At 69.5% G+C, this 21245-nt stretch carries 20 protein-coding genes and 1 pseudogene; 11 read left to right on the top strand and 10 right to left on the bottom strand.

All coding sequences use genetic code 11. The features are described from left to right. Positions 1-3: 3 nt before the first annotated feature. From ACEXHE_RS04840 to ACEXHE_RS04820, 5 genes are all read right to left on the bottom strand, one after another. Positions 4-3261, bottom strand: a complete 3258-nt coding sequence (locus tag ACEXHE_RS04840) for an FtsX-like permease family protein (protein ID WP_374784926.1) — start codon at positions 3259-3261, stop codon at positions 4-6. Continuing rightward, entirely contained in the window at positions 3258-3986 is a 729-nt protein-coding gene (locus ACEXHE_RS04835; RefSeq protein WP_374785244.1) for an ABC transporter ATP-binding protein, read from the bottom strand. Before ACEXHE_RS04835 ends, ACEXHE_RS04840 begins: the two co-directional genes overlap by 4 nt. A gap of 98 nt (positions 3987-4084) precedes the next feature. After that, positions 4085-4711 (bottom strand): PadR family transcriptional regulator, encoded by a 627-nt coding sequence (locus tag ACEXHE_RS04830; protein ID WP_374784925.1) that lies wholly within the window; start codon positions 4709-4711, stop codon positions 4085-4087. 132 nt (positions 4712-4843) lie between these two features. Continuing rightward, positions 4844-6373 carry a M16 family metallopeptidase gene (locus ACEXHE_RS04825; protein ID WP_374784924.1) on the bottom strand — a complete coding sequence of 510 codons (1530 nt, stop codon included), beginning with the start codon at positions 6371-6373 and terminating at the stop codon, positions 4844-4846. Positions 6374-6440: 67 nt separating this feature from the next. Further along, the gene (locus tag ACEXHE_RS04820; RefSeq protein WP_374784923.1) at positions 6441-7055 is read right to left on the bottom strand and encodes a GNAT family N-acetyltransferase; all 615 of its coding nucleotides are present in this window, start codon (positions 7053-7055) and stop codon (positions 6441-6443) included. 283 nt (positions 7056-7338) lie between these two features. Between ACEXHE_RS04820 and ACEXHE_RS04815 the strand changes: the two genes are divergently transcribed. Further along, entirely contained in the window at positions 7339-7977 is a 639-nt protein-coding gene (locus ACEXHE_RS04815) for an SDR family NAD(P)-dependent oxidoreductase (RefSeq protein ID WP_374785243.1), read from the top strand. A 107-nt stretch (positions 7978-8084) separates the two neighbouring features. Here the strand turns inward: ACEXHE_RS04815 and ACEXHE_RS04810 are convergent. Next, positions 8085-9223, bottom strand: a pseudogene (locus ACEXHE_RS04810) (calcium:proton antiporter). A 122-nt stretch (positions 9224-9345) separates the two neighbouring features. Further along, a complete protein-coding gene (locus ACEXHE_RS04805; RefSeq protein ID WP_374784922.1) occupies positions 9346-9942 on the bottom strand; it encodes a LysE/ArgO family amino acid transporter in 597 nt (198 codons plus the stop codon). 71 nt (positions 9943-10013) lie between these two features. Between ACEXHE_RS04805 and ACEXHE_RS04800 the strand changes: the two genes are divergently transcribed. Further along, positions 10014-10898 (top strand): LysR family transcriptional regulator ArgP, encoded by an 885-nt coding sequence (locus ACEXHE_RS04800; RefSeq protein ID WP_374784921.1) that lies wholly within the window; start codon positions 10014-10016, stop codon positions 10896-10898. Positions 10899-10960: 62 nt separating this feature from the next. On the opposite strand, the gene ACEXHE_RS04795 is transcribed toward ACEXHE_RS04800, so the two are convergent. Together ACEXHE_RS04795 and ACEXHE_RS04790 are read right to left on the bottom strand one after the other, a co-directional pair. Then, on the bottom strand, positions 10961-11650 hold the full coding sequence (locus ACEXHE_RS04795; protein ID WP_374784920.1) for a tyrosine-protein phosphatase: 690 nt from the start codon (positions 11648-11650) through the stop codon (positions 10961-10963). A 135-nt stretch (positions 11651-11785) separates the two neighbouring features. After that, entirely contained in the window at positions 11786-13522 is a 1737-nt protein-coding gene (locus ACEXHE_RS04790; protein ID WP_374784919.1) for an HNH endonuclease signature motif containing protein, read from the bottom strand. Between the two features lie 193 nt (positions 13523-13715). Between ACEXHE_RS04790 and ACEXHE_RS04785 the strand changes: the two genes are divergently transcribed. The 7 genes from ACEXHE_RS04785 to ACEXHE_RS04755 all read left to right on the top strand — a co-directional run bounded on the left by ACEXHE_RS04785 (position 13716) and on the right by ACEXHE_RS04755 (position 19366). Continuing rightward, positions 13716-14711, top strand: coding sequence for a 1,4-dihydroxy-2-naphthoyl-CoA synthase (locus tag ACEXHE_RS04785; protein ID WP_374784918.1), 996 nt, complete (start codon positions 13716-13718; stop codon positions 14709-14711). A 28-nt stretch (positions 14712-14739) separates the two neighbouring features. Continuing rightward, positions 14740-15447, top strand: coding sequence for a hypothetical protein (locus ACEXHE_RS04780; RefSeq protein ID WP_374784917.1), 708 nt, complete (start codon positions 14740-14742; stop codon positions 15445-15447). A gap of 74 nt (positions 15448-15521) precedes the next feature. Continuing rightward, the gene (locus tag ACEXHE_RS04775) at positions 15522-15758 is read left to right on the top strand and encodes a type II toxin-antitoxin system prevent-host-death family antitoxin (protein ID WP_356967030.1); all 237 of its coding nucleotides are present in this window, start codon (positions 15522-15524) and stop codon (positions 15756-15758) included. After that, on the top strand, positions 15755-16180 hold the full coding sequence (locus tag ACEXHE_RS04770; protein WP_356967032.1) for a type II toxin-antitoxin system VapC family toxin: 426 nt from the start codon (positions 15755-15757) through the stop codon (positions 16178-16180). The genes ACEXHE_RS04775 and ACEXHE_RS04770 overlap by 4 nt, the downstream gene beginning before the upstream one ends. After that, positions 16177-17370, top strand: a complete 1194-nt coding sequence (locus tag ACEXHE_RS04765) for an AMP-binding protein (protein ID WP_374784916.1) — start codon at positions 16177-16179, stop codon at positions 17368-17370. The genes ACEXHE_RS04770 and ACEXHE_RS04765 overlap by 4 nt, the downstream gene beginning before the upstream one ends. Positions 17371-17440: 70 nt before the next feature. Beyond that, the gene (locus ACEXHE_RS04760; RefSeq protein WP_374784915.1) at positions 17441-18352 is read left to right on the top strand and encodes a siderophore-interacting protein; all 912 of its coding nucleotides are present in this window, start codon (positions 17441-17443) and stop codon (positions 18350-18352) included. A gap of 144 nt (positions 18353-18496) precedes the next feature. Beyond that, the gene (locus ACEXHE_RS04755) at positions 18497-19366 is read left to right on the top strand and encodes a 1,4-dihydroxy-2-naphthoate polyprenyltransferase (protein ID WP_374784914.1); all 870 of its coding nucleotides are present in this window, start codon (positions 18497-18499) and stop codon (positions 19364-19366) included. On the opposite strand, the gene ACEXHE_RS04750 is transcribed toward ACEXHE_RS04755, so the two are convergent. Then, positions 19334-19669 (bottom strand): DUF4229 domain-containing protein, encoded by a 336-nt coding sequence (locus tag ACEXHE_RS04750; protein ID WP_091692622.1) that lies wholly within the window; start codon positions 19667-19669, stop codon positions 19334-19336. The genes ACEXHE_RS04755 and ACEXHE_RS04750 overlap by 33 nt on opposite strands. Positions 19670-19844: 175 nt before the next feature. On the opposite strand from ACEXHE_RS04750, the gene ACEXHE_RS04745 reads away from it, so the two are divergent. Both ACEXHE_RS04745 and ACEXHE_RS04740 read left to right on the top strand, forming a co-directional pair. Then, entirely contained in the window at positions 19845-20276 is a 432-nt protein-coding gene (locus ACEXHE_RS04745) for a PLDc N-terminal domain-containing protein (protein ID WP_374784913.1), read from the top strand. A 290-nt stretch (positions 20277-20566) separates the two neighbouring features. After that, positions 20567-21127, top strand: coding sequence for a hypothetical protein (locus ACEXHE_RS04740; protein ID WP_374784912.1), 561 nt, complete (start codon positions 20567-20569; stop codon positions 21125-21127). The last annotated feature ends 118 nt before the right edge of the window (positions 21128-21245 follow it).

The raw sequence follows: 21245 nt of genomic DNA, 5'->3' as shown, positions 1-21245 counted from the left end.
GTGTCAGTCCCGGTCGGCCTGACGGACGGGCAGCCGTCCCGGCACCACCAGCCAGGTGATCGCCGCGGCCAGCAGCGGGACGCCCACCACCAGCAGTGCCAGCTGCGGCCAGGGGACCCATGCGGCCTCCCCGTCCTGCACCAGCCCGATCCCGATCACGGCCAGCGCGCCCACCGGCACGCCCAGCACGGTGCCCAGCAGGGAGGCCGTGAACGTCTGGGCCGCCGCCATGGACTTCCGGGTCCCCGGGTTGGCTCCGATCGAGGACAGGACAGTGTGGTCCCGGCGGGCGTCCGCCAGCGCCAGACCGGTGGTGATGCCGGCCACCGTGATGACGATCAGCCCCATCAGCCCGGTCAGACCCCAGAGCACCAGGACCTGGGACTGGCCGGTGGAGAGCGTGCTGACGACCAGGTGGTCCTGCGCGAGCTCGTCATTCAGCAGGTTCGCCTGGGCCTCCGTGATGGGCTCGCTGAACTCCATCAGCAGGGTCTGCAGTTCCATCCGCTGTTCGAGCCCGTCCAGAGCGCTGACGGGGATGACCAGCAGCGGGGTGTCTCCGGGCAGCGGGTCGGCCCGCACGGCGTCCAGGGTGACGGTCCGCTCCGGTGCCCAGATCGGGTTCCGGCCCTCGAGGGCGCTGCCAGAGAGCCCTTCCTGTCCCGGCGCCAGGGGGCCCATCAGCTCCTCGTCGTACTCGATCGGCGTCATCCCCGGCACGCTGCTGGGGTCCATGGTGAACTCGCCGAGTGTGACGGTGCCGTCCACCTCCATGAACTCCTGGTCGAACACCACGGCCTGCCCCTGCTCCAGCGCGCGGACCAGGCCGGGGTCGTCGTGGAGCACGGGCAGCGGCACGGTCTCCGGGCGGTCGGTGTCCACCACCAGGATCCCGTCCAGGGGAGTGGTGCTGAAGTACCCGCTGTCATAGGATCCGCCTCGCCCTCCGCAGGCCCGGCTGACCTGGCGGGAGCGTTGGAACAGCCGCTCCTGCATCTGTTCCCGGCGCGCCAGTTCCTCGTCCGCGTCCGGGATCGGCAGGTGGCACTGGGAGCCCTCCGGATACAGCGGGACGAACTCGAAGCAGTCCGAGGAGTAGGACTGCGGGCAGTCCTGGGCGGGGCCGTGCAGGGTCCAGCTCTGGGTCAGCCGGGGCGCCCCGGGCAGGGCTCGGGCGGCCTGCACCTGCGCCAGGATCCCCTCGGGCCCGCCCGTGTACAGGCCCATCATCTCGGCGGTCATGTCCGGGTTGTAGTGCTGCCGTTCGTAGTCCAGCTGACGCTGGATGTCCTCCGGGTCAGAGACGTAGACGCCGGCGGTCCGCTCGTCCGGGGCGCCGCGCGAATACTGCTCCCGGTCCCCCATGCCCAGGGCCATGCTGGTCATGACCACGGTCCCCACGGCGGTGGCGGCCACCACGGCGGCAGTGATGGGCACCGTGCGGCTGCGGTTGCGGTGGGCGTCCCGAGCGGCGATCCTCAGCGCCACCGGGAGCCGGCCGGCCGCCCGGGAGGCCAGGGCCACGATCCACGGGACCAGCAGGAGCACGCCGATCAGCAGCACGAACGTCCCGCCGATCAGCAGCAGCACCAGGTCCGGCACCGCCGACATCAGCTCCCCCATGGTGGGGATGGACATCCCGTACAGAGTGGCCCCCAGCACCGTGGCCAGACCCAGGCCGGCCAGCACGGCACCGGCCACCAGGATCCCGCGGCGCACCGGCGTCCTCTCCCCGCTGGCACCCTTGATGGCCGCCCAGGCGTCCTGCCCGGCCACGGCGCGGGCAGGGATCCAGGCCGCGACGACGGCGCAGGCCACTCCCAGCACCATCGCGCCCAGGACCACCCACCAGGGGACATGGGGCCCGTAGACCAGCACGCCCGGTCTCCGCGCCGCCCACACCACCGCGCAGCCGGCCAGCACGCCCGTGGCCGCGCCCGCCACCACGGCGATCAGCCCGCACCACAGGCCGCTGAACACCATGGTCTGACGCAGCGTGGCCGGCTCTGCGCCGGTCACGGAGAGCAGTGCGGTGGCCCGCCGCTGCTGCCGGGCGCCCACGGCGAACGCGGCTCCGGCCAGCAGCCCGGTCTCCGCCAGGGCCAGGACACCGAGCAGCAGGGGCGGCAGGACGGTCATCCAGTCCACCTCGGAGCCCCATGCCCCGGCGAAGACCTCGTGGATCTGTGTGTCCGCGGTGGCCACGGGGTGGTAGATCCCCACGAATCCGGCCCGGTTGAGGGCCCGGACCGCGCTGTAGTCCTGGGGCACCTGTCCGGAGAGGTACACGGTGGTGTCCGCCTGGGTCTCGAAGACCTCCGCGGCGGGCGTTCCGGCCTGGACGAAGATCCCCGGCTCGGTGTGGTCCTGCCGGAACAGCAGATCCGTGATCGTGGACCAGTCGTCCATCCGGTCGGACATGGTCCCGGCCAGGCGCAGCTCCGTGGTGGAGCCGTCTGCGGCCAGGTCCACCCGGTCGGTGGCCACCGGCTCGGCGCCGCGAGTCTCGGCACGCTGGGCGGCCTCCGCCAACGCCTCACGCAGGGCGGGATTGGCCAGCGCCGCACCCGGGGCCGGGACCTCCCCGTCCACCAGGTCGAACCGCCTCCCCTCTCCCACCAGACGGCTGTCAGAGAAGTCGGCGATGTGCACCCAGACCGGGATGGACGCACCTGAGGTCTCCGCCTCCACCTGGACCGAGCGGACCGGGATCTGCTCTCCGCCGCCGCCCAGCACGTGGCCGGCGGCCTCCTCCACGGAACAGGCCGGCTCTGCCCACCCGGGGAACCCCGCGTCCTGACGCTCCAGCTCCTGGCCGTCCGGACACACCGGATGACGCTCGGCGGCGGCGTCGATCGGCTGGAGGTCCAGCCCTCGCCGGGTGAGCGTTTCGGCGTCCACCGTGTACATCTCATCCGGCGCCTGATAGTGGGCCTGGTCCCCCGAGGCCTGGATGACGCCGTCGAACCCCCAGAGCTGGCGGTGCAACCGCTCCCCGTCCGTGGGCAGGGACGTGGAGGCCACCAGGGTGGACCCGAACGCCACACCGAACACCGGCAGACCGATGAGCAGCAGCACCAGCAGCGTCCGCCACGGGTGCCGGCGCAGGTCCCGGGCCGCCATCCGCGCGGCGGCACGCCGAGACCCCGCCCTGCCCCCAGCGCGCGGGGCCAGGTCCACTCCGTCTCCTCCCGCCGTCGGGACTCCCGCCTCCGGTCCCCCGCCGGGCGTGGACGCGCGGTCCTGGACGCCGGTGCTCATGGCCGGCTCCCGGTCAGCAGGGCGTGCGGGTCCCGGTCCGCCTGGGTCTCGTCCACCACGCGGCCGTCCCGCAGGAACACCACGCGGTCGGCCCAGCCGGCGTGGCGGGCCTCGTGCGTCACCAGGACCACGCCGGCACCGGAGTCGGCCCGGCGGCGCAGCACGCCCATGATCTCCTCACCGGTGACGGAGTCCAGCGCGCCGGTGGGCTCATCGGCCAGGATCAGCGACTTCTCCCCCACGATCGCCCGGGCGATCGCCACGCGCTGCTGCTGTCCTCCGGAGAGCTCGTCCAGGAACCGGCCGGCCAGGTCCTCGATCCCCACCTGCCGCAGCGCGTCCTTGCCCCGGCGCTGGGCCTTGCCCGGTGTGACCCCGTCCAGCTCCAACGGCAGGGCCACATTCTCCACGGCTGTGAGCGTGGGGATGAGGTTGTAGTCCTGGAACACGTACCCCACGGCCCGACGACGCAGCCTCGCCTTCTCGGCCAGGCCGATCCGTCCCAGCGGCGTCCCGCGGACGTAGACCTCCCCTGCGGTGGCGTGGTCCAGCCCGCCGGCGAGGGCGAGCAGGGAGGACTTCCCGGATCCGGAGGGGCCCATGACGGCCACGAACTCGCCGGCGTGGACGGTCAGGTCCACCTCGCGCAGGGCGGCCACGGTGGTGGCCCCGGATCCGTAGGTCTTGGAGACCCCGCGCAGCTCGAGGATCTGCCGGCGCGGCATGCCCGGTGAGCCGTGGTGGGTGCCGGGTCGGTCATGCTCGGGCAGGCGATCGTGGCCGTCCCCGTGATGGTCCGTGGGAGTGGAGTGGCTCATGGCGGTCAACGACCCTTTGGGGTGGAGTGTGCGGGGACTGGGCGCGGGCTGGAGTCCTGTCCCGGTGATGTGCCGGCGGCAGCGTCTTCCGTGGTCTCCCGCCGGTGACGGGCAGCGCGCAGCACCGCCGCCTCGCAGTGGTCCAGCCAGCGGATCTCGGACTCAGCGGTGAAGATCAGCGACTCCAGCACCAGCAGTCCGGCCAGCTCCGTCCCCGTGGCATCCTCAGACACGGACCGTTTGGCTCGGGTGACGTCCTGCAGCTGGCGCAGGGTAGAGGTCCGCTGGGCCTGGATGACCCGTTCGACGTCCACCCCCGGGGTGGTCACGGCGATGGCCAGCTTGATGGCCAGCTCGTTGCGCGGTGGGGTGGACGGGGTGGCGGGCTGGGTGAACCAGTCGGCCACCTCCGTCCGCCCCGCATCGGTGATGGCGTAGACACGGTGGCCCTCGCCGTCGTCGCCGGTGTCCTCCACCAGACCGTCCCGTTCCAGCCGGTCCAAGGTGGTGTAGACCTGCCCGATGTTCAGCGGCCAGGTGGCGCCGGTGCGCTCCTCGAACTCGGAGCGCAGCTGATAGCCGTAGCGCGGGCCCTGGGTGAGCAAGGCGAGCAGGCTGTGCTTGACCGACATGATGCCTCCTGACGAATGCCTCCTCGATTGCATACCGAGGATGTATTCCGAGTATGCATACTCAGTAGGCCATCTGCCTAGAGGGATCAGGTCACGGTTCGGCTTCGGTTCTCCAGGTCGAGACGGCGGCGCTCAAGCCTCGGTCTTCGAGCCCTCCCCCGAGGCACTGCGAAGGACCTGAAGACGGCTGGGCACATGCTCCTGGATCAGCTGGACGGCCGCATCCCCGCCCTTCAGAGCGGCGACCGGGATCTCCACCACCTGCCCGTTGCGCCCCACCACCTGCAGCAGCGGGAACTCAGGATCGCTCTCCCCCCATTCCAGGGCCACGACATCCTCCCAGACCTGGACCTGCCGGACGTTGCCGTCATCCAAGCAGACGCCGACCTCCCCCACGGTCAGTCGCAGGCGCTTGGGGGCTCCCGCCAGGCGTGCCATCAGCTTCACCGGGAAGTCCTTCCCCCGGATCTCCGGACCCGGCACCGGGCCCAGCAAGGGAGCGATCAGCCCGGGGCGACCAGGCTCAGCATCCTCCGGGTAGGCCTCCGTGGGCGCGCCGACCAGGAGGGTCTCGTCCAACAGTGCGAGATAGCGTGCCAAATCCGGCCGGGTGACCACCCGCATCTGCTCGGCGATCTGCTCGACCGTCTGACTCGGCCGTCCCGTCAGGTGACTGACCGCCTGGTCGTAGAGCTCCGCTTCGGCATGCTGAGGCCGGTCGAGCGCATCGAGGGTCCGTTGGACCGCGGCCGCTCGTTCGGCTTCATCCAAGCCCTGATCACGCAGGTCACGCAGGATCTGCACCACTGCCCGTGCGGCCTCCCCCGCGTGCTCCGGCTTGACGCGGACGGTGCAGATGAACACGCCGTCTCGCTGTGCCAGGAACACGCCGGAGTCGATGCCGTAGATCAGCCCCGACTCTCGCCGCAGGGTACGGAAGGAACGCCGCTCCAGCACCGCGACCACCAGCCCCGCCAGGGCGTCGTCGGCAGTGCTCGCGCCGGGGACGGCGAAGGAGAGGACGAGTTCGTCCCCGCCGGAGATGTACTCGCCGGGCAGGGCCGGCACCGGATCGACAGTGTCCGGGACGGGATGCCTCACCCCTGGCGGCAGGCGCAGACCCAGCCCCTCGGGCGGCGGACCGGTGAGCGTCAGGACGGCGTTGCCACGGGTGAAGTAGGTGCGCGTCCAGCTGCGGACCTCGTCCACGGTGATGTTGGCCAGCAGTGCGGCAGGGATCCCGGCCAGTCCGTGGCGCTCGAGCCCGAACCGCGCGGTGAGCGCCTCGCCCACTGAGGGCTCACCCAGCGATGTGCCGCCCTCGGCGATCAGCACCTTCTTCTCTCGCTCGATCGCCTCGGCCGGCAATGTCCCATCCGCCAGGGCGGTCAGGCTGGCGCAGATCTGATCAAGTTGGCGAACGACCTTCTCCGGCGAACCCTCGACCCAGAACTCGGTCGTCTGGGGGTTCGTGCTGCCGTTCGAGTCCGGATCCAAATCCTCCTCCCAGTGGAAGGCGAGGTGCTCGATCAGGTGTGAGATGCCCAGAGCCCCATAGGTCTCATCCGCTGCTCCCACGCGAAAGTACAGGTTGGCACTGAGCCGGCCCGGCGTCGTCGTCCAGAAGACAGGGACTCCATCCACCGTGGTGGTCTCGATCATCTCGGCCTCCTGCCGCGTCCGGTCCCCTCGTCGGGATTCGATGATCGTAACGGGGAGCGCGAGTCCGTCAGTCGCGCCGCGCGGCGCGCTCCACACGGAACTCCAGCCCTTTCTTCACCGCGGGCCACTCGGCGGCGACCACGGAGTAGACCACGGTGTCCCGCACGTAGCCGTCGCGCTGGGCCTGCTGGCGCAGCACCCCGTCGCGCTTGGCACCCAGCCGCTCGATGGCGGTCCGGGACTGCAGGTTCATCCAGTCGGTACGGAACTCCACGGCGACCACACCCCAGACCTCGAACGCTCGGGTCATCATGAGCAGCTTGGACTCGGCGTTGGTGCCGCTGCCAGAGGCGGAGGCCGCATTCCAGGTGGATCCGATCTCCAGCCGGGGGATGGCGCGGTCGATGTTCATGAAGGTGGTCATCCCGATCAGGGCTCCGTCGGCCAGGCGGCGCGTGGCGTACGGGATCATGGTGCCGGCCTCCTGCAGACCCAGCCTCCGCTCGATCTCAGCCGCCATGCCCTCCGGTTCCGGCACCGAGGTGTACCAGAGCTCCCACTGACGCCCGTCCCGGACCGCCTCCTGCAGCCCGTCACAGTGCTCCGGACTCAGCGGTTCGAGCGCCACCAGGCGCCCGGCCAGGGGGACGGAGGTGATCTCGGCAGCGTCGGCGGCGTTCACACCCCTGATCCTACGAACCCGGCGCACTGTTCACCCTTCCGCCACCCACGGCGGCCGCATCCCGGCAAGAATGGACCGAGAGCCTGTCGGAATACTCCAGAGCTACTTCAAGTGTGAACCAGTGAGAGACCAGACAGGCCTCCCGAGATACCCACTATCAAGGCGCAGTCACCATGACCGAGTTCGCAGGACGTTTCGAGGGCAAGCGCGCCATCATCACCGGCGCCGCATCCGGCATCGGCAAGGCAGCGGCCGTCACTACGCCGCTGAGGGTGGCCACGTGATGGTCGCCGACGTGCCGGATGAGCTGGGCGAGGCCGTGGTCCGAGAGATCACCGAGGACGGCGGCAAGGCCTTCTACCACCACCTGGACGTCTCTGACGAGCAGGCCTGGACTGACGCCGTCGCGAAGGCCGTGGAGGTCATGGGCGGCATCGACTTCCTGGCCAACAACGCCGGCATCGGGGACAACGAACCGCTGGACGTGACCTCCAAGGAGACCTACGACCGCGTCATCGCCATCACCCAGACCTCCGTGTTCCTGGGCACCAAGGCCGCCGAGGCCGAGCTGAAGAAGTCCCAGGGCTCCGTGGTCAACACCTCCTCGATCTTCGGCATCGCCGGCGGCTTCGGCACCTCCCCCGCCTACGCCTTCGCCAAGGGCGCCGTGCGCACCTTCTCCAAGAACAACGCCCTGGGCTTCGCTCCGGCCGGCGTGCGCGTGAACTCCATCCACCCGGGCTTCATCGACACCCCCATCCTGGGTGAGACCGACCGCCAGATGCTCGCCGACGCCGCACCGTTGAAGCGCGTGGGCCAGCCAGAGGAGGTCGCCGCAGCCCTGCTGTTCCTGGCTTCGGACGATGCCTCCTTCATCACCGGTGCCGAGTTCGTGGTGGACGGCGGCTTCCTGGCCCAGTGACGTGAGCGCGGGAGACCTCCCGCCTCGCCTCACCCGGCCACCAGCAGAAGCCAAGGCCCGACGACGCCCCGTGCGGCCGTCGTCGGGCCTTCGCCTTCTCTGCCCCGTCAGGAGAACAGGACGAGCACGTAGACGGCGAAGACCACCAGGTGCGCGGCGCCGTGCAGCGCGGTCACCCGCCGGGCAGCCAGGGTGGTGACGGACAGCAGCAGGGTCACACCGAGCATGACCAGGTTCGCGGCAGACTCGGCCAGCACCACGGTCTGCCCGGTGAGCATGCCGATCACCAGGACGGCCGGGATGGTCAGGCCCACGGTGGAGACGAGTGCGCCGTGGCAGAGGTTCACCACTCGCTGGGCCTCTCCGGCCAGCGCCGCCCGCACCGAGGTGATCGACTCCGGCAGGAAGACGATCACGGCGATCAGCAGTCCGGTCAGCGCCACCGGTGCGCCGGTGCGGCCCAGGCCGTCGTCCAGCAGGGCGGACATGTCGTGCGAGAGCAGCACGTGGCCACCAGCAGACCCACGCGGGCAAGGATCTCGCTGCGGTGTTCGGCAATCACGCTGCGGATGGCTGGCCGCGAGGTGGCCGTGACCCCCACGGCACCGCTGGGCGGCACCACCGTCACCTCGCGGAAGTCCCCCGCCTGTACACCCATCTGCCGCACCAGGAAGAACGCGTACAGCGCCAGCGTGAGCACGATGACCGTGATGGCCTGACCGCCCGTGTAGGCACCGCCCTGGCCGATCATCACCGGCAGCACCAGGGCCACGGCCAGCAGCGGGACCAGCAGCGCGAGGTAGGACGAGGTGCCGGTCCTGTTGATCCGCAGGTCCCCGTGGCGCAGTCCGCCGACCAGCAGCGAGGCACCGACCACCGCGTTGAGGATGATCATCGAGACCGCCATCACCGAATCGCGGGCGATGGTGGTGTGCTCCCCCGGGCCGAGCATCACCGCGGAGATCAGGACCACCTCGATCAGCACGATCGACAGCGTCAGCACCAGGGTCCCGTACGGGTCGCCGAGCCGGTGCGCCAGCTGCTCGGCCTCCTTCACCACGCCGAAGGAGCACAGCACGATCACCCCGATGATCACTGCGAGCGCGCTCACCAGCAGGGGCGTGGCCACCGGCGGCTCCAGCAGCGGTCCGGACAGGGCCAGCACGACGACGGCGCCCCAGCCGAGCGCGAGACGCACCAGGGCGATGGGGGTGAGGATGCGGGAGTGGGTGTGGGTCTGTGACATCGGCGGGCACCTGTTCCACGGGGTCGTCCCCGTCCACAGGTGTCCGCGACGGGCCGTCCCGCGCGGGGCGCCCTCAGATCCGGCGCCGGATCCAGGATACCGCTGACCGGGCTGGCCGGCACTCAGCGCAGGATGAGGCTGACGGCGAGCGCGAGCATCACCGCGGCGATCACCAGGTCCACGATCTGCCAGGCACGGGGCCGGTCCAGCACCGGGGCCAGCGCGCGGGCACCGTAGCCCAGGGCGCTGAACCAGACGATGCTGCCCACCACGGCGCCGCCGGCGAACACCCAGCGCAGGTCCGGCCCCTGCTGGTTGGCCAGACTGCCCAGCAGCACCACGGTGTCCAGGTAGACGTGGGGGTTCAGATAGGTCAGGGCCAGCGTGGTGGTCAGCACCGAGCCCTTGGACCGCGGCTTCTCCGGCGTGAGCGACGTGGGGCTGAACGCTGAACGGACGGACTGCACCGCGAACCAGATCAGGTAGGCCGCCCCGCCCCAGCGCAGGATCTCCAGCACCACGGGCACCTTCTCCACGATCACCCCGATCCCCGCCGTTCCGGTCAGGATCAGCAGGGCGTCGCTGAGCAGGCACACCAGCACCACCACGCCCACGTGTTCGCGGCGGATGCCCTGCCGGAGCACGAAGGCGTTCTGCGCTCCGATCGCCACGATCAGTGCGAGGCCGGTGAGCAGTCCGGCAGTCCAGGTGGTCCACATGGTGCTGAAATCTATGCCGGTGCCGTACCTGAGACAAACGAATGATTCTGCAGGTGCATTAGCGTTGCTTCATGAACCTCGAGCAGCTGCGGGCCCTGACGGCGATCGTGGATGAGGGGACCTTCGAGGCCGCGGCCGATCTGCTGCGCCTCACCCCGTCGGCGGTGAGCCAGCGGATCAAGGCACTGGAGGCCTCGGTGGGCCAGGTGGTGGTGCAGCGCTCGGTGCCGTGCGTTCCCACGGAGGCCGGGGTCGCCCTGGTGCAGATGGCGCGTCAGATCCAGCTCCTGCAGGCCGACACCCTGCATCGGCTGGGTGCCGATGCCGACAGTCGCACGCGTCTGCCGGTGGCGGTCAACGCCGATTCCCTGGCCACCTGGTTCGTGCCGGTCCTGCGGGAGGCCGCGGACTGGGCGGACGTGCTGCTGGATCTGCACGTGGAGGACCAGGACCACAGCGCCACGCTGCTGCGACGCGGGGAGGTGCTGGGCGCCATCACTGCTGACCCCTCCCCGGTGCATGGCTGCAGCATCGAGCGGCTGGGCCGGATGCGCTACCTGCCGGTGGCCAGTGTCACGCTCCTGGGGCGCCGCGGCACGGGGGCTGGCTCAGCTCCGGACTACGCCACCCTGCCGATGGTCCAGTACAACGCCAAGGACGATCTGCAGCGCCAGGCCCTGCGGACCGTGGGCATCCAGTTACAGCCGCCCGCGCACACCGTCCCGTCCTTCGACGGCTTCTTCTCGGCCATCCACGCTGGCCTGGGCTGGGGCATGGTCACCGAGCACCAATGGCAGCAGCTTCCCGACGACGACTCCCTCGTCCGCCTGCCCGATCTCCCCGATGCAGACGTCGCCCTCTACTGGCAGTCCTGGACACTGCGTTCAGACCGCCTGGACCGTCTCCGCAGCGCGGTTCGCTCAGCCGCCAGCGCTGGACTCCATCCGTCGGCCTGACTGCCGGGCTGCACCGACGCCCCCTCGGCACCCGGTCAGTGCGTTCGAGCTCCCGCGCCTGGTCACACCCGGGAGGCCATCAGCTCGGCCACCCGCTCGCCGGGCCATTCCTCGAGGAACGACTTCAGTGAGGCCAGCCGGTCCTGCAGGGCCGGTTCCAGGACGTCCGGTGCCTGGTAGGACTCGTAGGGGTGCTTGATCCCGGAGGTCCGGTGGTGCTCGTTGATCCCCCGGACGGCGGCTGAGTACACGGCAGCCTGTTCCTCCCAGCTGGCGGGCCCACCCGGGATGTCGGGCAGCTGCAGCAGCAGGGCAGTGAGCATCCCGGTGCGGTCTCGCCCGGCAGAGCAGTGCACCACCACTCCCCCTGCGTCCCACCGTTCACGCAGCGCCGTCAGGGCATCGGCGACCTTGTCCGGGAAGATCCGCACGGCGTCGTTGTAGTACCGAGGGTGGTCCAGGTAGGGGAAGCAGAGCTCTCGGAATTCCTGGTTCTCGTGGTCCTCGATGGGCAGGTGCACTCGTTCCACGGCATCGGGGATCACGTTCACCGGCGGATCGGTCTCGCGCCGGGTGACCTCCTGGGGCAGGCGCACGTCCACCACGGACCGCACTCCGTCCTGCGCCAGCGCATCCCAGCCGGCCTCAGTCAGCCATTCGGCCCGGCCCATCCGCCACAGTCCGTGCCGGACCCTCCAGGCATTGACGGCCCCATCCCAGTCCACCGGCAGCGGTTCGTATGCATCGCTCATGCTCCCGACCCTAGTGCGATCGTCCGGGCCGCCCCTTCCTGCCTGCCCCCAGACGCGCCTGACCGCTCTCAGCCCCACCGCCCTCGGCCCCACCGCTCACCGGGTCGCGGCGGGCAGAGCCCTCCCCTGGCCCCTTCAGTCGTGCCACAGCGGATTCCTCTGCAGCACCGGCTCGGCACCATCTCGGTTCTGCATGCGCCCCGTGGGGCTGATGTCCTCGAACCAGGGCACGCCGTTCTTCAGGTGGATCGCGAGCTGGTCAAAGTGCAGGGCGTGATGGTGATGGGAGCAGAGCAGCACACCGTTGTCCACGCTCGTCGGACCGGAGTGCTCCTTCCAGAACCGGATGTGGTGCACTTCGCACCAGGAGGGTGGGAAGTCACAGCCCGGGGCAGCGCATCCTCGGTCCCGGGCGATGATCGCCTTGCGGATGGCTGGCGGAAAGGGTCTCTGTGCCCGGCCGATGTCCAGCACCTCCCCTTCGCCCCCGAGCACCACGGGGATCAAGTCGGCGTCGCAGGCCCACATCCTGAGGATCCTGGGGTCGATCGGCCCGCTGAACGCTCCGTGGGAGATGACCGGCCCCCTCGTCTCCCCTGGCGGATGCTGATCCGCCAGCCTGTCCGGGATGTCCGGCGGGGGCGGCAGATCCGGATGGGCTGCCAGGCGACCAGCCAAGGTCTCGAAGTCGATGGTGACCAGAACCTGGGGCCTGGCGCCACCGGCGTCGGGAAGAACACCGCGGTCTTTCAACGTCAGTGCCGCCTGCAGGGCCGCGATGAGGGCATCCACTTCACGGCGCTGACGGTCCTCCCACCGTTCGGGCGGCGCGGCGGTGAAGAACCCCTCACCGTCACAGTCTGCGTCCAGTGCCTCTGCGCCGACCAGGTCGAACAGCCCCTGGTCTGCCGGACCACCAGAGGCATTCCCCTCGGATGTCTCCACGCGGTTCTTGCGCGCACGGGGGTTGGAGCCGGCAGAGGTGACGGTCTTCATCACCTCGTGCTGCCCCTGGGTCAGACGCAGATGCCAGAGATAGAGGCCGTTCTCCTCACCGATGAACTTCGCGTTCCGCCCCAGATGGGCCTGCGAGGCGGTCTGCTCTGCCCCAGAACGCTCCATGGCCCGATCGAACTCCAGGCGCCACTTCCGGCACGCGATCTTCACCGCGGAGGGTGAGACGTGACGGGCTGTGACCATCAGGCGGGTCTGACCGGCGGCGATCAGCTCTTCGACCAGGTCCCGCCGAGCACCGGCCCTCGCGGCATCACGCCGGGCCTCGTTGAGGGCACGGGTGATCATGTCCACCACGGACGGATCCACAGACCCGTCCCACAACGCGTTCGAGACCTCTGGCAGCGCACTGCCCACCTGCACCCCTCCGTCTGCCGACGGCGGTGGCGCCAGATGCTGGGCCGCCCGGCTCACCCGATCACGGGTGTCCCGTTGAGGGGTCTGCTGCGTCTGCTCCAGGAAGTCAGCCGTGGATCGGAAGCCGCTCTTCCCCACTGGCAATCCGAGCAGTCGATGCCGGTCCCGCGGGTCGTTGAACGCCCGGTCGGTGTGCCCCACCACGGCCGTCTGGACGCCCTCCACCACACGGCTCAGCTGCCTGATCTCCGACTGCACCTTCGGCAGGGTCATCCCGGACTCGTCAGCCCCCGAGGGCGACTCCAGGTTCACCGCTGCCAGCGTCTCCACGAAGCCTGGACTCACCACCCGGTCCTTCAGCTCGCCCATCACCTGCTGTGCCAACGTGAACAGGCTCTCCAGCGGCAGAGCACACAGGTCCTCCCGGCCAGCTCCCGCAACCATGGTGAGCAGACGGGCTTTCAGCCCCTCGTCGTGGACGTCATCCACTGCCAGCGCCATGCCTGCCACCTCCTCTGCCGCTCTTGCAAACCGCCACTTCCTTCGTACATATATTCGACCACAGCCCGCAGACACGTTAAGGGCCGCCGGGCCGACTGGGGACAGCGTCAGCACATCGGTCTCCTGTGCAGGACGGGATGACCCGGCACCCCACCCCATCACCCCGTCCGACCGTCCCACTAGACTCGGCCAGGTGACCGCACAGAACTCCTCCCCCGCGTCCCAGCCCGCCGATTCCCGCTCCTCGGAGCTGCCGAAGAAGGTGTCTGACATCTTCGACCCCCAGCGCTGGCGCGTGGTCGAGGGCTTCGACTTCGAGGACATCACCTACCACCGTCAGGTCGAGCGCGACGCGAGCGGAGCCGTGGTGAAGGACCTGGGGACGGTGCGGATCGCCTTCGACCGCCCCGAGGTGCGCAACGCCTTCCGCCCCGGCACCGTGGATGAGCTGTACCGCGCCCTGGACCATGCCCGGATGACCCCGGACGTGGGATGCATCCTGCTCACCGGCAACGGCCCCTCCCCCAAGGACGGTGGCCACTCGTTCTGCTCCGGCGGGGACCAGCGCATCCGTGGGCGTGACGGCTACCGCTATGCGGACGGTGAGACCTCGGAGTCCATCGACCCGGCCCGCGCAGGGCGTCTGCACATCCTCGAGGTCCAGCGCCTGATGCGCACCACGCCCAAGCCCATCATCGCGGTGGTGAACGGCTGGGCTGCCGGTGGCGGTCACTCCCTGCACGTGGTCTCGGACCTGACCATCGCCTCGCGCGAGCACGGCAAGTTCAAGCAGACCGACGCCACCGTGGGCTCCTTCGACGCCGGCTACGGATCCGCACTGTTGGCCCGCCAGGTCGGACAGAAGAACGCCCGCGCCATCTTCTTCCTGGCCCGCGAGCACTCCGCCGAGGACATGGTCCGCATGGGAGCCGTGAACGAGGCGGTGGACCACGAGCGCCTCGAGGAGGTCGCTCTGGAGTACGCAGCGGACATCAACCGGCAGTCCCCGCAGGCCATCCGCATGCTGAAGTTCGCCTTCAATCTTCCCGACGACGGCATGGCAGGTCAGCAGGTCTTCGCCGGAGAGGCCACGCGCATGGCTTACATGACGGATGAGGCCGTCGAGGGCCGCGACGCCTTCCTGGGCAAGCGTGATCCGGACTGGTCCAGCTTCCCGTACTACTTCTGAGCCAGTCGCCTGGCCGGCCTTGGAGTCAGTGGACGTCGACTTCGACGTCAGATCAGATGCGGGTGGCAGAGATCCCGATGTCCACAGCCCGACTCTGCGTCGCTACCATCAGCTCCTCTGGAGCAAGCCTCTTCCCTCGGGTCACCACTTCACGCTCAGCACCGACACCCCGGGAACCTACCTGCATCACCGTTCGCGTGCGGGAGAGTTCTGGCTGAGCAGCGACGCCATCTCGCATTCTCTCTCGTCCATCACCAGCATGAGATCTGTTCTCGCATCCGTTCCCCTCGGCGCACTCGAGTCGTTCTACACCCTGAACTGCACGATCGGGTCCTACCTGGTGTTCCCCGGGAACGCGATCAACCGGAAGCCCACCGTCAACGGTGCACGTGGAATGCATCCCCGCATTCGCGACCGGTTCGACCTGACGCTGGAGTGCATTCGTCGTTTCTATGTGAACGAGGCAAACCCGTTGGGTGAGGTCCTCCACCGCTACTCCGATTATTTCTCTCTTGAGGACTTCGAGACGTACGTGAAGTTCTTCCTGCTTCAGGACTTGGTCGACGACCATGGCTCAGTTCGCTTCCATCTGCCGTTCGAGGGATTCGACCAGAGTCCCCTCCCAGCGACGACAGCGCACTACCTGGAGTGCAGGGCAGCATCGATGACTTTCGTCGCCGCCCGCAATCGCCGGATCCGCTCGTGGACGGAAGCACACCTGAGGTGCGGGATCTGACGTCAACGCGGGGCGCTCTCGCCCCTCGTCCATCAGCACTGGCGACGGTGTATCACCGGTGATACATTTCCACCATGAAGACCGTGACCGTTCGTGACCTGCGCAACCGCGGTGCAGAGGTCCTTCGACGGGTGGAGCATGGCGAGTCCCTCACCGTTACGCGTGACGGTGAGGCGGTGGCCAGTGTCGTCCCGTTGCCCCGCAAAGCACTTCGCGCCGAAGACCTGATCTCTCGCCGACGGGCCCTTCCACGGATGAGTTCTGCGGATCTCCGCGCTGATCTCGACGACCTCATGGATTCATCCCTGTGAATCGTCCTGCTGATCAAGGTGTCCTCGACACCTCCGCCGTCATCGACTTGGCTGCACTGGACCCGAGTTCGCTTCCTGCCGAGCCCCTCATCACCGCGGTCACCCTGGCGGAGCTGTCTGTCGGGCCTCTCGTTGCTCGAACGGACAGAGATCGCGCCGTCAGACAGGCTCATCTCCAGCAGGCCGAAGCTGACTTCGAGCCGATCCCCTTTGACGCTGCTGCCGCTCGATCCTTCGGCGCCGTGTCATCGTCCCTGCGTGCCCAGGGCCGGAAGGCCACTGCCCGCGCCTACGACGCCATGATCGCCGCCACGGCCATGTCGCGTGGACTCCCGGTCTACACTGCGAATCCGGACGACTTCACGGGCATCGAGGGCCTGGACGTGCGAGTAGTCACCTACTCCCCCCTTGACAAGACATGACCTCCTACCTCACCCCCACCGCGCTCCTCACTGCCCGGACCTCACTCGCCGCCGCCCTGGACGGCTCCGGTCCCCCGGTCGAGTTCACCGAGGACGGGCGCACCGTCACCCGCCCCGAGGCCAGCGACGCCGCCGCTGACAGCGCACCTGGAGTGGCCGCCGTCGTGAGGACCTCCGGCTCTACCGGAACCCCCAAGCAGACCCTGCTGACAGGCAAAGCCCTGGCCGCCTCGTCCACCGCCACGGCTGCGCGGCTGGGCGGCGAGGGCCACTGGCTGCTCGCGCTGAGCCTGCACTATGTGGCCGGGCTCGCCGTGCTCTCCCGCTCCATCCACGCCGGCACCACCCCCGCGCTCCTACCGCCGGGCACCTTCACCCCGGAGCTGTTCGCCGAGGCCACCCAGCAGGTGCCTGGCACCGGTTTCCAGGCCGTCTCCCTGGTCCCCACCCAGCTCGCACGCCTACTCGATCCCGCCGCAGGGACCCTCGGAGTCGAGGCCCTGCGCCGGTTCGACGCCATCCTGATCGGCGGCGCCCGCACGCCGGACATCATCCGCGAGCGCGCGGCCGAGGCGAACCTGCCCCTGCACCTGACCTACGGGATGAGCGAGACCTGCGGCGGCTGCGCCTATGACGGCGTCCCCCTGGACGGCGTTCACGCGGACCTGGTGCCGGACCCGGAGTCCGGCACGCCTCGGCTGCGTCTGTCCGGACCCATGGTCGCCGCCGGGTACCTCGCCGACCCTGAGCGCACGGCCACGCACTTCGGGACCGGCACCCCCGCCGATCCCACCGCCCGCTGGTACCTCACCGAGGACACCGGCACCGTCACGAACCGCGAGGACGGCACCCAGCTGCTCACCGTCACCGGCCGGGTGGACGACGTCATCAACACCGGGGGCATCAAGGTCTCCGCCGCCCGCATCCAGCAGGTGCTCGAGCAGATGCCCGGGGTGCGCGCGGCCTTCGCCGCAGGCCTTCCCGACGACGACTGGGGCCACCGCGTCTGCGCGGCGGTCGCGCTGGGCTCCGGTGAGTGGGACGAACGCGGTGCGGCTGAGGCCATTCGCGCCGAGCTCGGTCCGGCGGCCGTCCCGAAGACCTGGCTGACCCTGGAGGAGCTGCCCCTGCTGGCCAACGGCAAGACCGACCGCCAGGCGCTGATCGCCCGATTCGCCGACCAGCACTGACCGGCTTAGTACGACCGCGCAGGACACTCGGCTTTACATCAACACTGCATGACGTAACGTGCTGTCCATCATGACTTCTTCGCCCCAGCCCTCCCCTGCACAGCCCGCCGCACCCGCCCAGGCCGGGGGTCGTCCCCCGCGCCCGCCGCGTCCGCAGGTGGTGCTGGAGGTGGTGGAGAGTCTCCGTCTGACCCCGCATCTGGTCCGGCTGACTCTGGGCGGGCCCGGGTTCGCGCAGTACCAGGACAAGGACGCCACGGACAAGTACATCAAGCTGCTCTTCGCCGACCCCGCGCTCGGCCTGACGCCCCCGTATGACCTGGACGCGCTGCGCGAACACCTCCCGATGGAGAAGATGCCGGTCCGCCGCACCTACACCGTCCGCTCGGTGGACCACCAGGCGCAGACCCTGACCGTGGACTTCGTGGTGCACGGGGACGACGGGCTGGCCGGGCCGTGGGCGGCCAACGCCCAGCCCGGGGACACCGTGGTCTTCTCCGGCCCCGGCGGCAACTACGCGCCGGACCCGGACGCAGACTGGCATCTGATCGCCGGGGACGAGTCCGCCGTGCCCGCCATCGCCGCGGCACTCGAGGCCATGCCGAACGATGCCCAGGGCGCCGCACTGATCGAGGTCCCCGGCCCCGAGGACGAGCTGGAGCTGACCGCCCCGGAGGGGATCGAGATCCGCTGGCTGCACCGCGGCCAGATGTTCACCCCGGAGTCCACCGGACTGGCCCACGCTGTGATGGAGCTGGAGTGGCGCGAGGGCGTCTTGCAGGTCTTCGCCCATGGTGAGCGGGAGATGATCAAGGACCTGCGCCGGTACCTCAGCGATGTCCGCGGCGTGGACCGTCGGCGGATGTCCCTCTCGGCGTACTGGGCCTACGGCCGCGCCGAGGAGACGTTCCAGGCGGAGAAGCGCGAGCCGATCGGGATGATCTTCCCGGACCAGCAGCCTCCCGCAGCGACGAAGGCCTGACGCCCGGCCTCCGCCCCCCGGCCCACCACGGTTCCGTCCCGGCCCTGCCCATGGGCGACAATGGACTGTCCGGTCCCGCCGCCCAGGTGCCGGCACCCTTGTCCTGCATCGTCGTGACACCCCCTGAGGAAGGACTTCCTGCCCATGGCCACGCCCGCCCAGTGGATCGAAGGAGCCCGGCTCCGCACCCTGCCCCTGGCCATCGCGCCGGTGATCGTGGGTTCGGCGGCCGCCGCTGAGCTGGGCGGATTCCACCTGGGACGTGCCCTCCTGGCGCTGGTCGTCTCCCTGGCCCTGCAGATCGGCGTGAACTACGCCAACGACTACTCGGACGGGATCCGCGGCACCGACGACGTCCGTGTCGGTCCCCTGCGCCTGACCGGATCCGGTGCCGCCCCCGCCGCCCACGTCAAGCGCGCGGCGTTCGCCTGCTTCGGGGTGGCCATCCTGGCTGGACTGGCACTGGTGGTGTGGTCGGGCACCTGGTGGCTGATCGTCGTCGGGATCCTGGCGGTGGCTGCCGCCTGGTTCTACACCGGCGGAAAGAAGCCCTACGGGTACCTGGGCCTGGGCGAGGTCTTCGTGTTCATCTTCTTCGGGCTGGTGGCCGTCCTCGGCACCACGTACACGCAGGCGCTCACCGTCAGCGGCGAGGCGTGGGCCGGGGCCATCGGTTGCGGACTGATCTCCACCGCCCTGCTGATGGCCAACAACGTGCGAGACATCCCCACGGACCGTGAGGTCGGCAAGCACACCCTGGCCGTGCGCCTGGGCGACACCGCCGCACGCTGGTCCTACCTGGTGATGGTGGCCGTGGCCGTCCTGCTGCCGCTGCTGTTCGTGGGCGAGCACCCGTGGCTGGCGCTGGTCCTGCTGGCCGGCGCGCTGGCCGTCAAGCCCGCGCTCACCATGCTGCGCTCCACCGAGCGGCGGGACCTGATCCCGGTGCTGAAGCTGACCGGGATCCTGGGGCTGGTGTACTCAGTGCTGTTCGCGGTGGGTCTGCTGGTCTGAGGCCCGGCCGTCGGCCTGACGCCCCTGAGCCGGGTCGAAGTACCGGCCATGCGTGTAGGCGTCCTCCACGTCCGCGTCGGCCTGCTCCTGACGGCCCCGCTGCCCCGGGCGCCCCTCCCAGGCGTTGGCCAGGTCCTGACCGGCGGCCAGGCGCAGGCGGTTGAAGAACAGGTACCCGGTGGCCAGCGCCACCAGCGCGGCGATCACCGTGGCGATCACCCATCCCGTCCCCAGAAGGATGCACGCCGCCCAGACCACGAAGAACACGGCCAGGCGGATGAGGGCGTACTTCAAGAGATTCACCCGGCAAGTCTACCGAGACTCCCTGACAGCTTTCCCGACGACGGACCCTCACCGCACAGCCTCGGCTCGACTCGGCCAGTGCCCGGCCGGAGAGGCGGGGTCCACTGGCTTCCCTGTGCGCTGAATCCGCGCACCGCTGACTGCGGGTAGGCCGCGGCTCCGTAGACTGGAGGGCATGCCCCGCTTCCTCATCCCCCTGGCCATCGTCGCCGCCAGCGTGATCATCTACTCCCTGGTGGAGTGCCTGATGACCCCCAAGCACCAGGTCCGTGCCATGCCCAAGGCCGCCTGGGTCCTGGTGGTGCTGCTGGTCCCGGTGGTCGGGGCACTGCTGTGGCTGTTCCTGGGGCGCGCCCACAAGGCCAAGTCTGCGGCCGCCGGACGCGGACCGGCCCCGCGCGTGTCCTCCCCGGATGACGACGAGGCCTTCCTGCGCCAGCTGGACGTCCAGCGCCGCCAGCAGGCCCGCCAGGCAGAGCTGGACCGCCGCGAGGCCGAGCTGAGGGCCCGCGAGCAGAAGTCCGCGCCGAAGGACCCGAACCTGCCCGAGGACCCAGATGCGCCGAGCTCCGGACCCGGAACCGGGACCACGCCCCCGCGCAGCTGACGGGTGACCTGGGGAGTTCTCCTCATCGACGTCTCCATGCCCTCCGGGCAGAGTGGACCCCGTCGGCGAGACCTTCCTGTACGTCGAACCAGTTCCTCACAACTCGGGGGACGGTCCGTGGGTCGAAGAGCCCCTTCGGATGAACCCGGCGTACGGTCCAGGCAAGCCGGAGACCGTGCCCGTGCCGAATCTGGAACGCTGAGCGCATGGGCACGAGTTCACGCACGATCAAGACACGATGGACCACATCAGCATTGCTCATGGTCACAGCATTGGCCCTGGGAGGGTGCATGAACACATCAGAGGTGGACGCAGAGACCTTGTCGGCCCAGCAGGGTGAACGGGTGGAGCAGATCATGCCCGGTCTGGTCCGAGCGGCTGGGTGGGATGCAGTGGGGCAGCTCTCGGAAGTGACCTGCTCTGGATCGCCCGTTCCAGAGGAGGCATCCCGCAGCACCCGTTGGTCTGCAGTGGCGGGCCGGTCGAACGGTGATCAGCAGGAGGCCAACGGCATAGCTGCCGCGGTCCAGGGGCATGCCGAGGACACAGGATGGAGCACTCAACAGGTTTCCAGTGCCAACGATGGTCGCGTCTATCAGGCAGTCGAAGATGACATGGGCCTGAACCTGACCTACCGGACCACAGCTGGCCGCCCGCGGATCAGGCTTGAGGTCACCACCAGCTCCCTGGACATGCCAGAGGGGCACACCATGACCCGCTCCGAATATGACCCCATGTACGGATCCAACGATCCGCTGTACCCCCACGACGACCGCTCCCAGTTCACCAACGGCCGGCCCAAGCCGTTCCCTGAGCCCAGCGGCACCGGTTCCGAGGGCAGCAGTCCCTAGTCCGGACGCCGTGCACCCGGAACTGCTGACCCGGGAACGCGCGGGGGCGGGGGAACGGGTGCGGGCGGGGGTCCGACCACGGGCGGATTCCCCAGAACGGCTTCGGCGATCGTCGACG

The sequence above is a fragment of the Micrococcus sp. IITD107 genome (assembly GCF_041927415.1).
In the GTDB taxonomy this organism is placed as follows: Bacteria; Actinomycetota; Actinomycetes; order Actinomycetales; family Micrococcaceae; genus Citricoccus; species Citricoccus terreus.
The sequence above is the reverse complement of the archived record's forward strand: the minus strand, read 5'-3'. Positions and strand labels throughout refer to the sequence as shown.

Excerpts from the sequence above, each read along its gene's own strand:
- ACEXHE_RS04830 (WP_374784925.1), bottom strand. The coding sequence starts at position 4,711 with ATGTCGGTCAAGCACAGCCTGCTCGCCTTGCTCACCCAGGGCCCGCGC.
- ACEXHE_RS04805 (WP_374784922.1), bottom strand. The coding sequence starts at position 9,942 with ATGTGGACCACCTGGACTGCCGGACTGCTCACCGGCCTCGCACTGATC.
- ACEXHE_RS04825 (WP_374784924.1), bottom strand. The coding sequence starts at position 6,373 with ATGATCGAGACCACCACGGTGGATGGAGTCCCTGTCTTCTGGACGACG.
- ACEXHE_RS04840 (WP_374784926.1), bottom strand. The coding sequence starts at position 3,261 with ATGAGCACCGGCGTCCAGGACCGCGCGTCCACGCCCGGCGGGGGACCG.
- ACEXHE_RS04760 (WP_374784915.1), top strand. The coding sequence starts at position 17,441 with ATGACTTCTTCGCCCCAGCCCTCCCCTGCACAGCCCGCCGCACCCGCC.
- ACEXHE_RS04740 (WP_374784912.1), top strand. The coding sequence starts at position 20,567 with ATGAACACATCAGAGGTGGACGCAGAGACCTTGTCGGCCCAGCAGGGT.
- ACEXHE_RS04800 (WP_374784921.1), top strand. The coding sequence starts at position 10,014 with ATGAACCTCGAGCAGCTGCGGGCCCTGACGGCGATCGTGGATGAGGGG.
- ACEXHE_RS04765 (WP_374784916.1), top strand. The coding sequence starts at position 16,177 with ATGACCTCCTACCTCACCCCCACCGCGCTCCTCACTGCCCGGACCTCA.
- ACEXHE_RS04775 (WP_356967030.1), top strand. The coding sequence starts at position 15,522 with ATGAAGACCGTGACCGTTCGTGACCTGCGCAACCGCGGTGCAGAGGTC.
- ACEXHE_RS04745 (WP_374784913.1), top strand. The coding sequence starts at position 19,845 with ATGCCCCGCTTCCTCATCCCCCTGGCCATCGTCGCCGCCAGCGTGATC.
- ACEXHE_RS04835 (WP_374785244.1), bottom strand. The coding sequence starts at position 3,986 with ATGCCGCGCCGGCAGATCCTCGAGCTGCGCGGGGTCTCCAAGACCTAC.
- ACEXHE_RS04790 (WP_374784919.1), bottom strand. The coding sequence starts at position 13,522 with ATGGCGCTGGCAGTGGATGACGTCCACGACGAGGGGCTGAAAGCCCGT.
- ACEXHE_RS04815 (WP_374785243.1), top strand. The coding sequence starts at position 7,339 with ATGGTCGCCGACGTGCCGGATGAGCTGGGCGAGGCCGTGGTCCGAGAG.
- ACEXHE_RS04795 (WP_374784920.1), bottom strand. The coding sequence starts at position 11,650 with ATGAGCGATGCATACGAACCGCTGCCGGTGGACTGGGATGGGGCCGTC.
- ACEXHE_RS04755 (WP_374784914.1), top strand. The coding sequence starts at position 18,497 with ATGGCCACGCCCGCCCAGTGGATCGAAGGAGCCCGGCTCCGCACCCTG.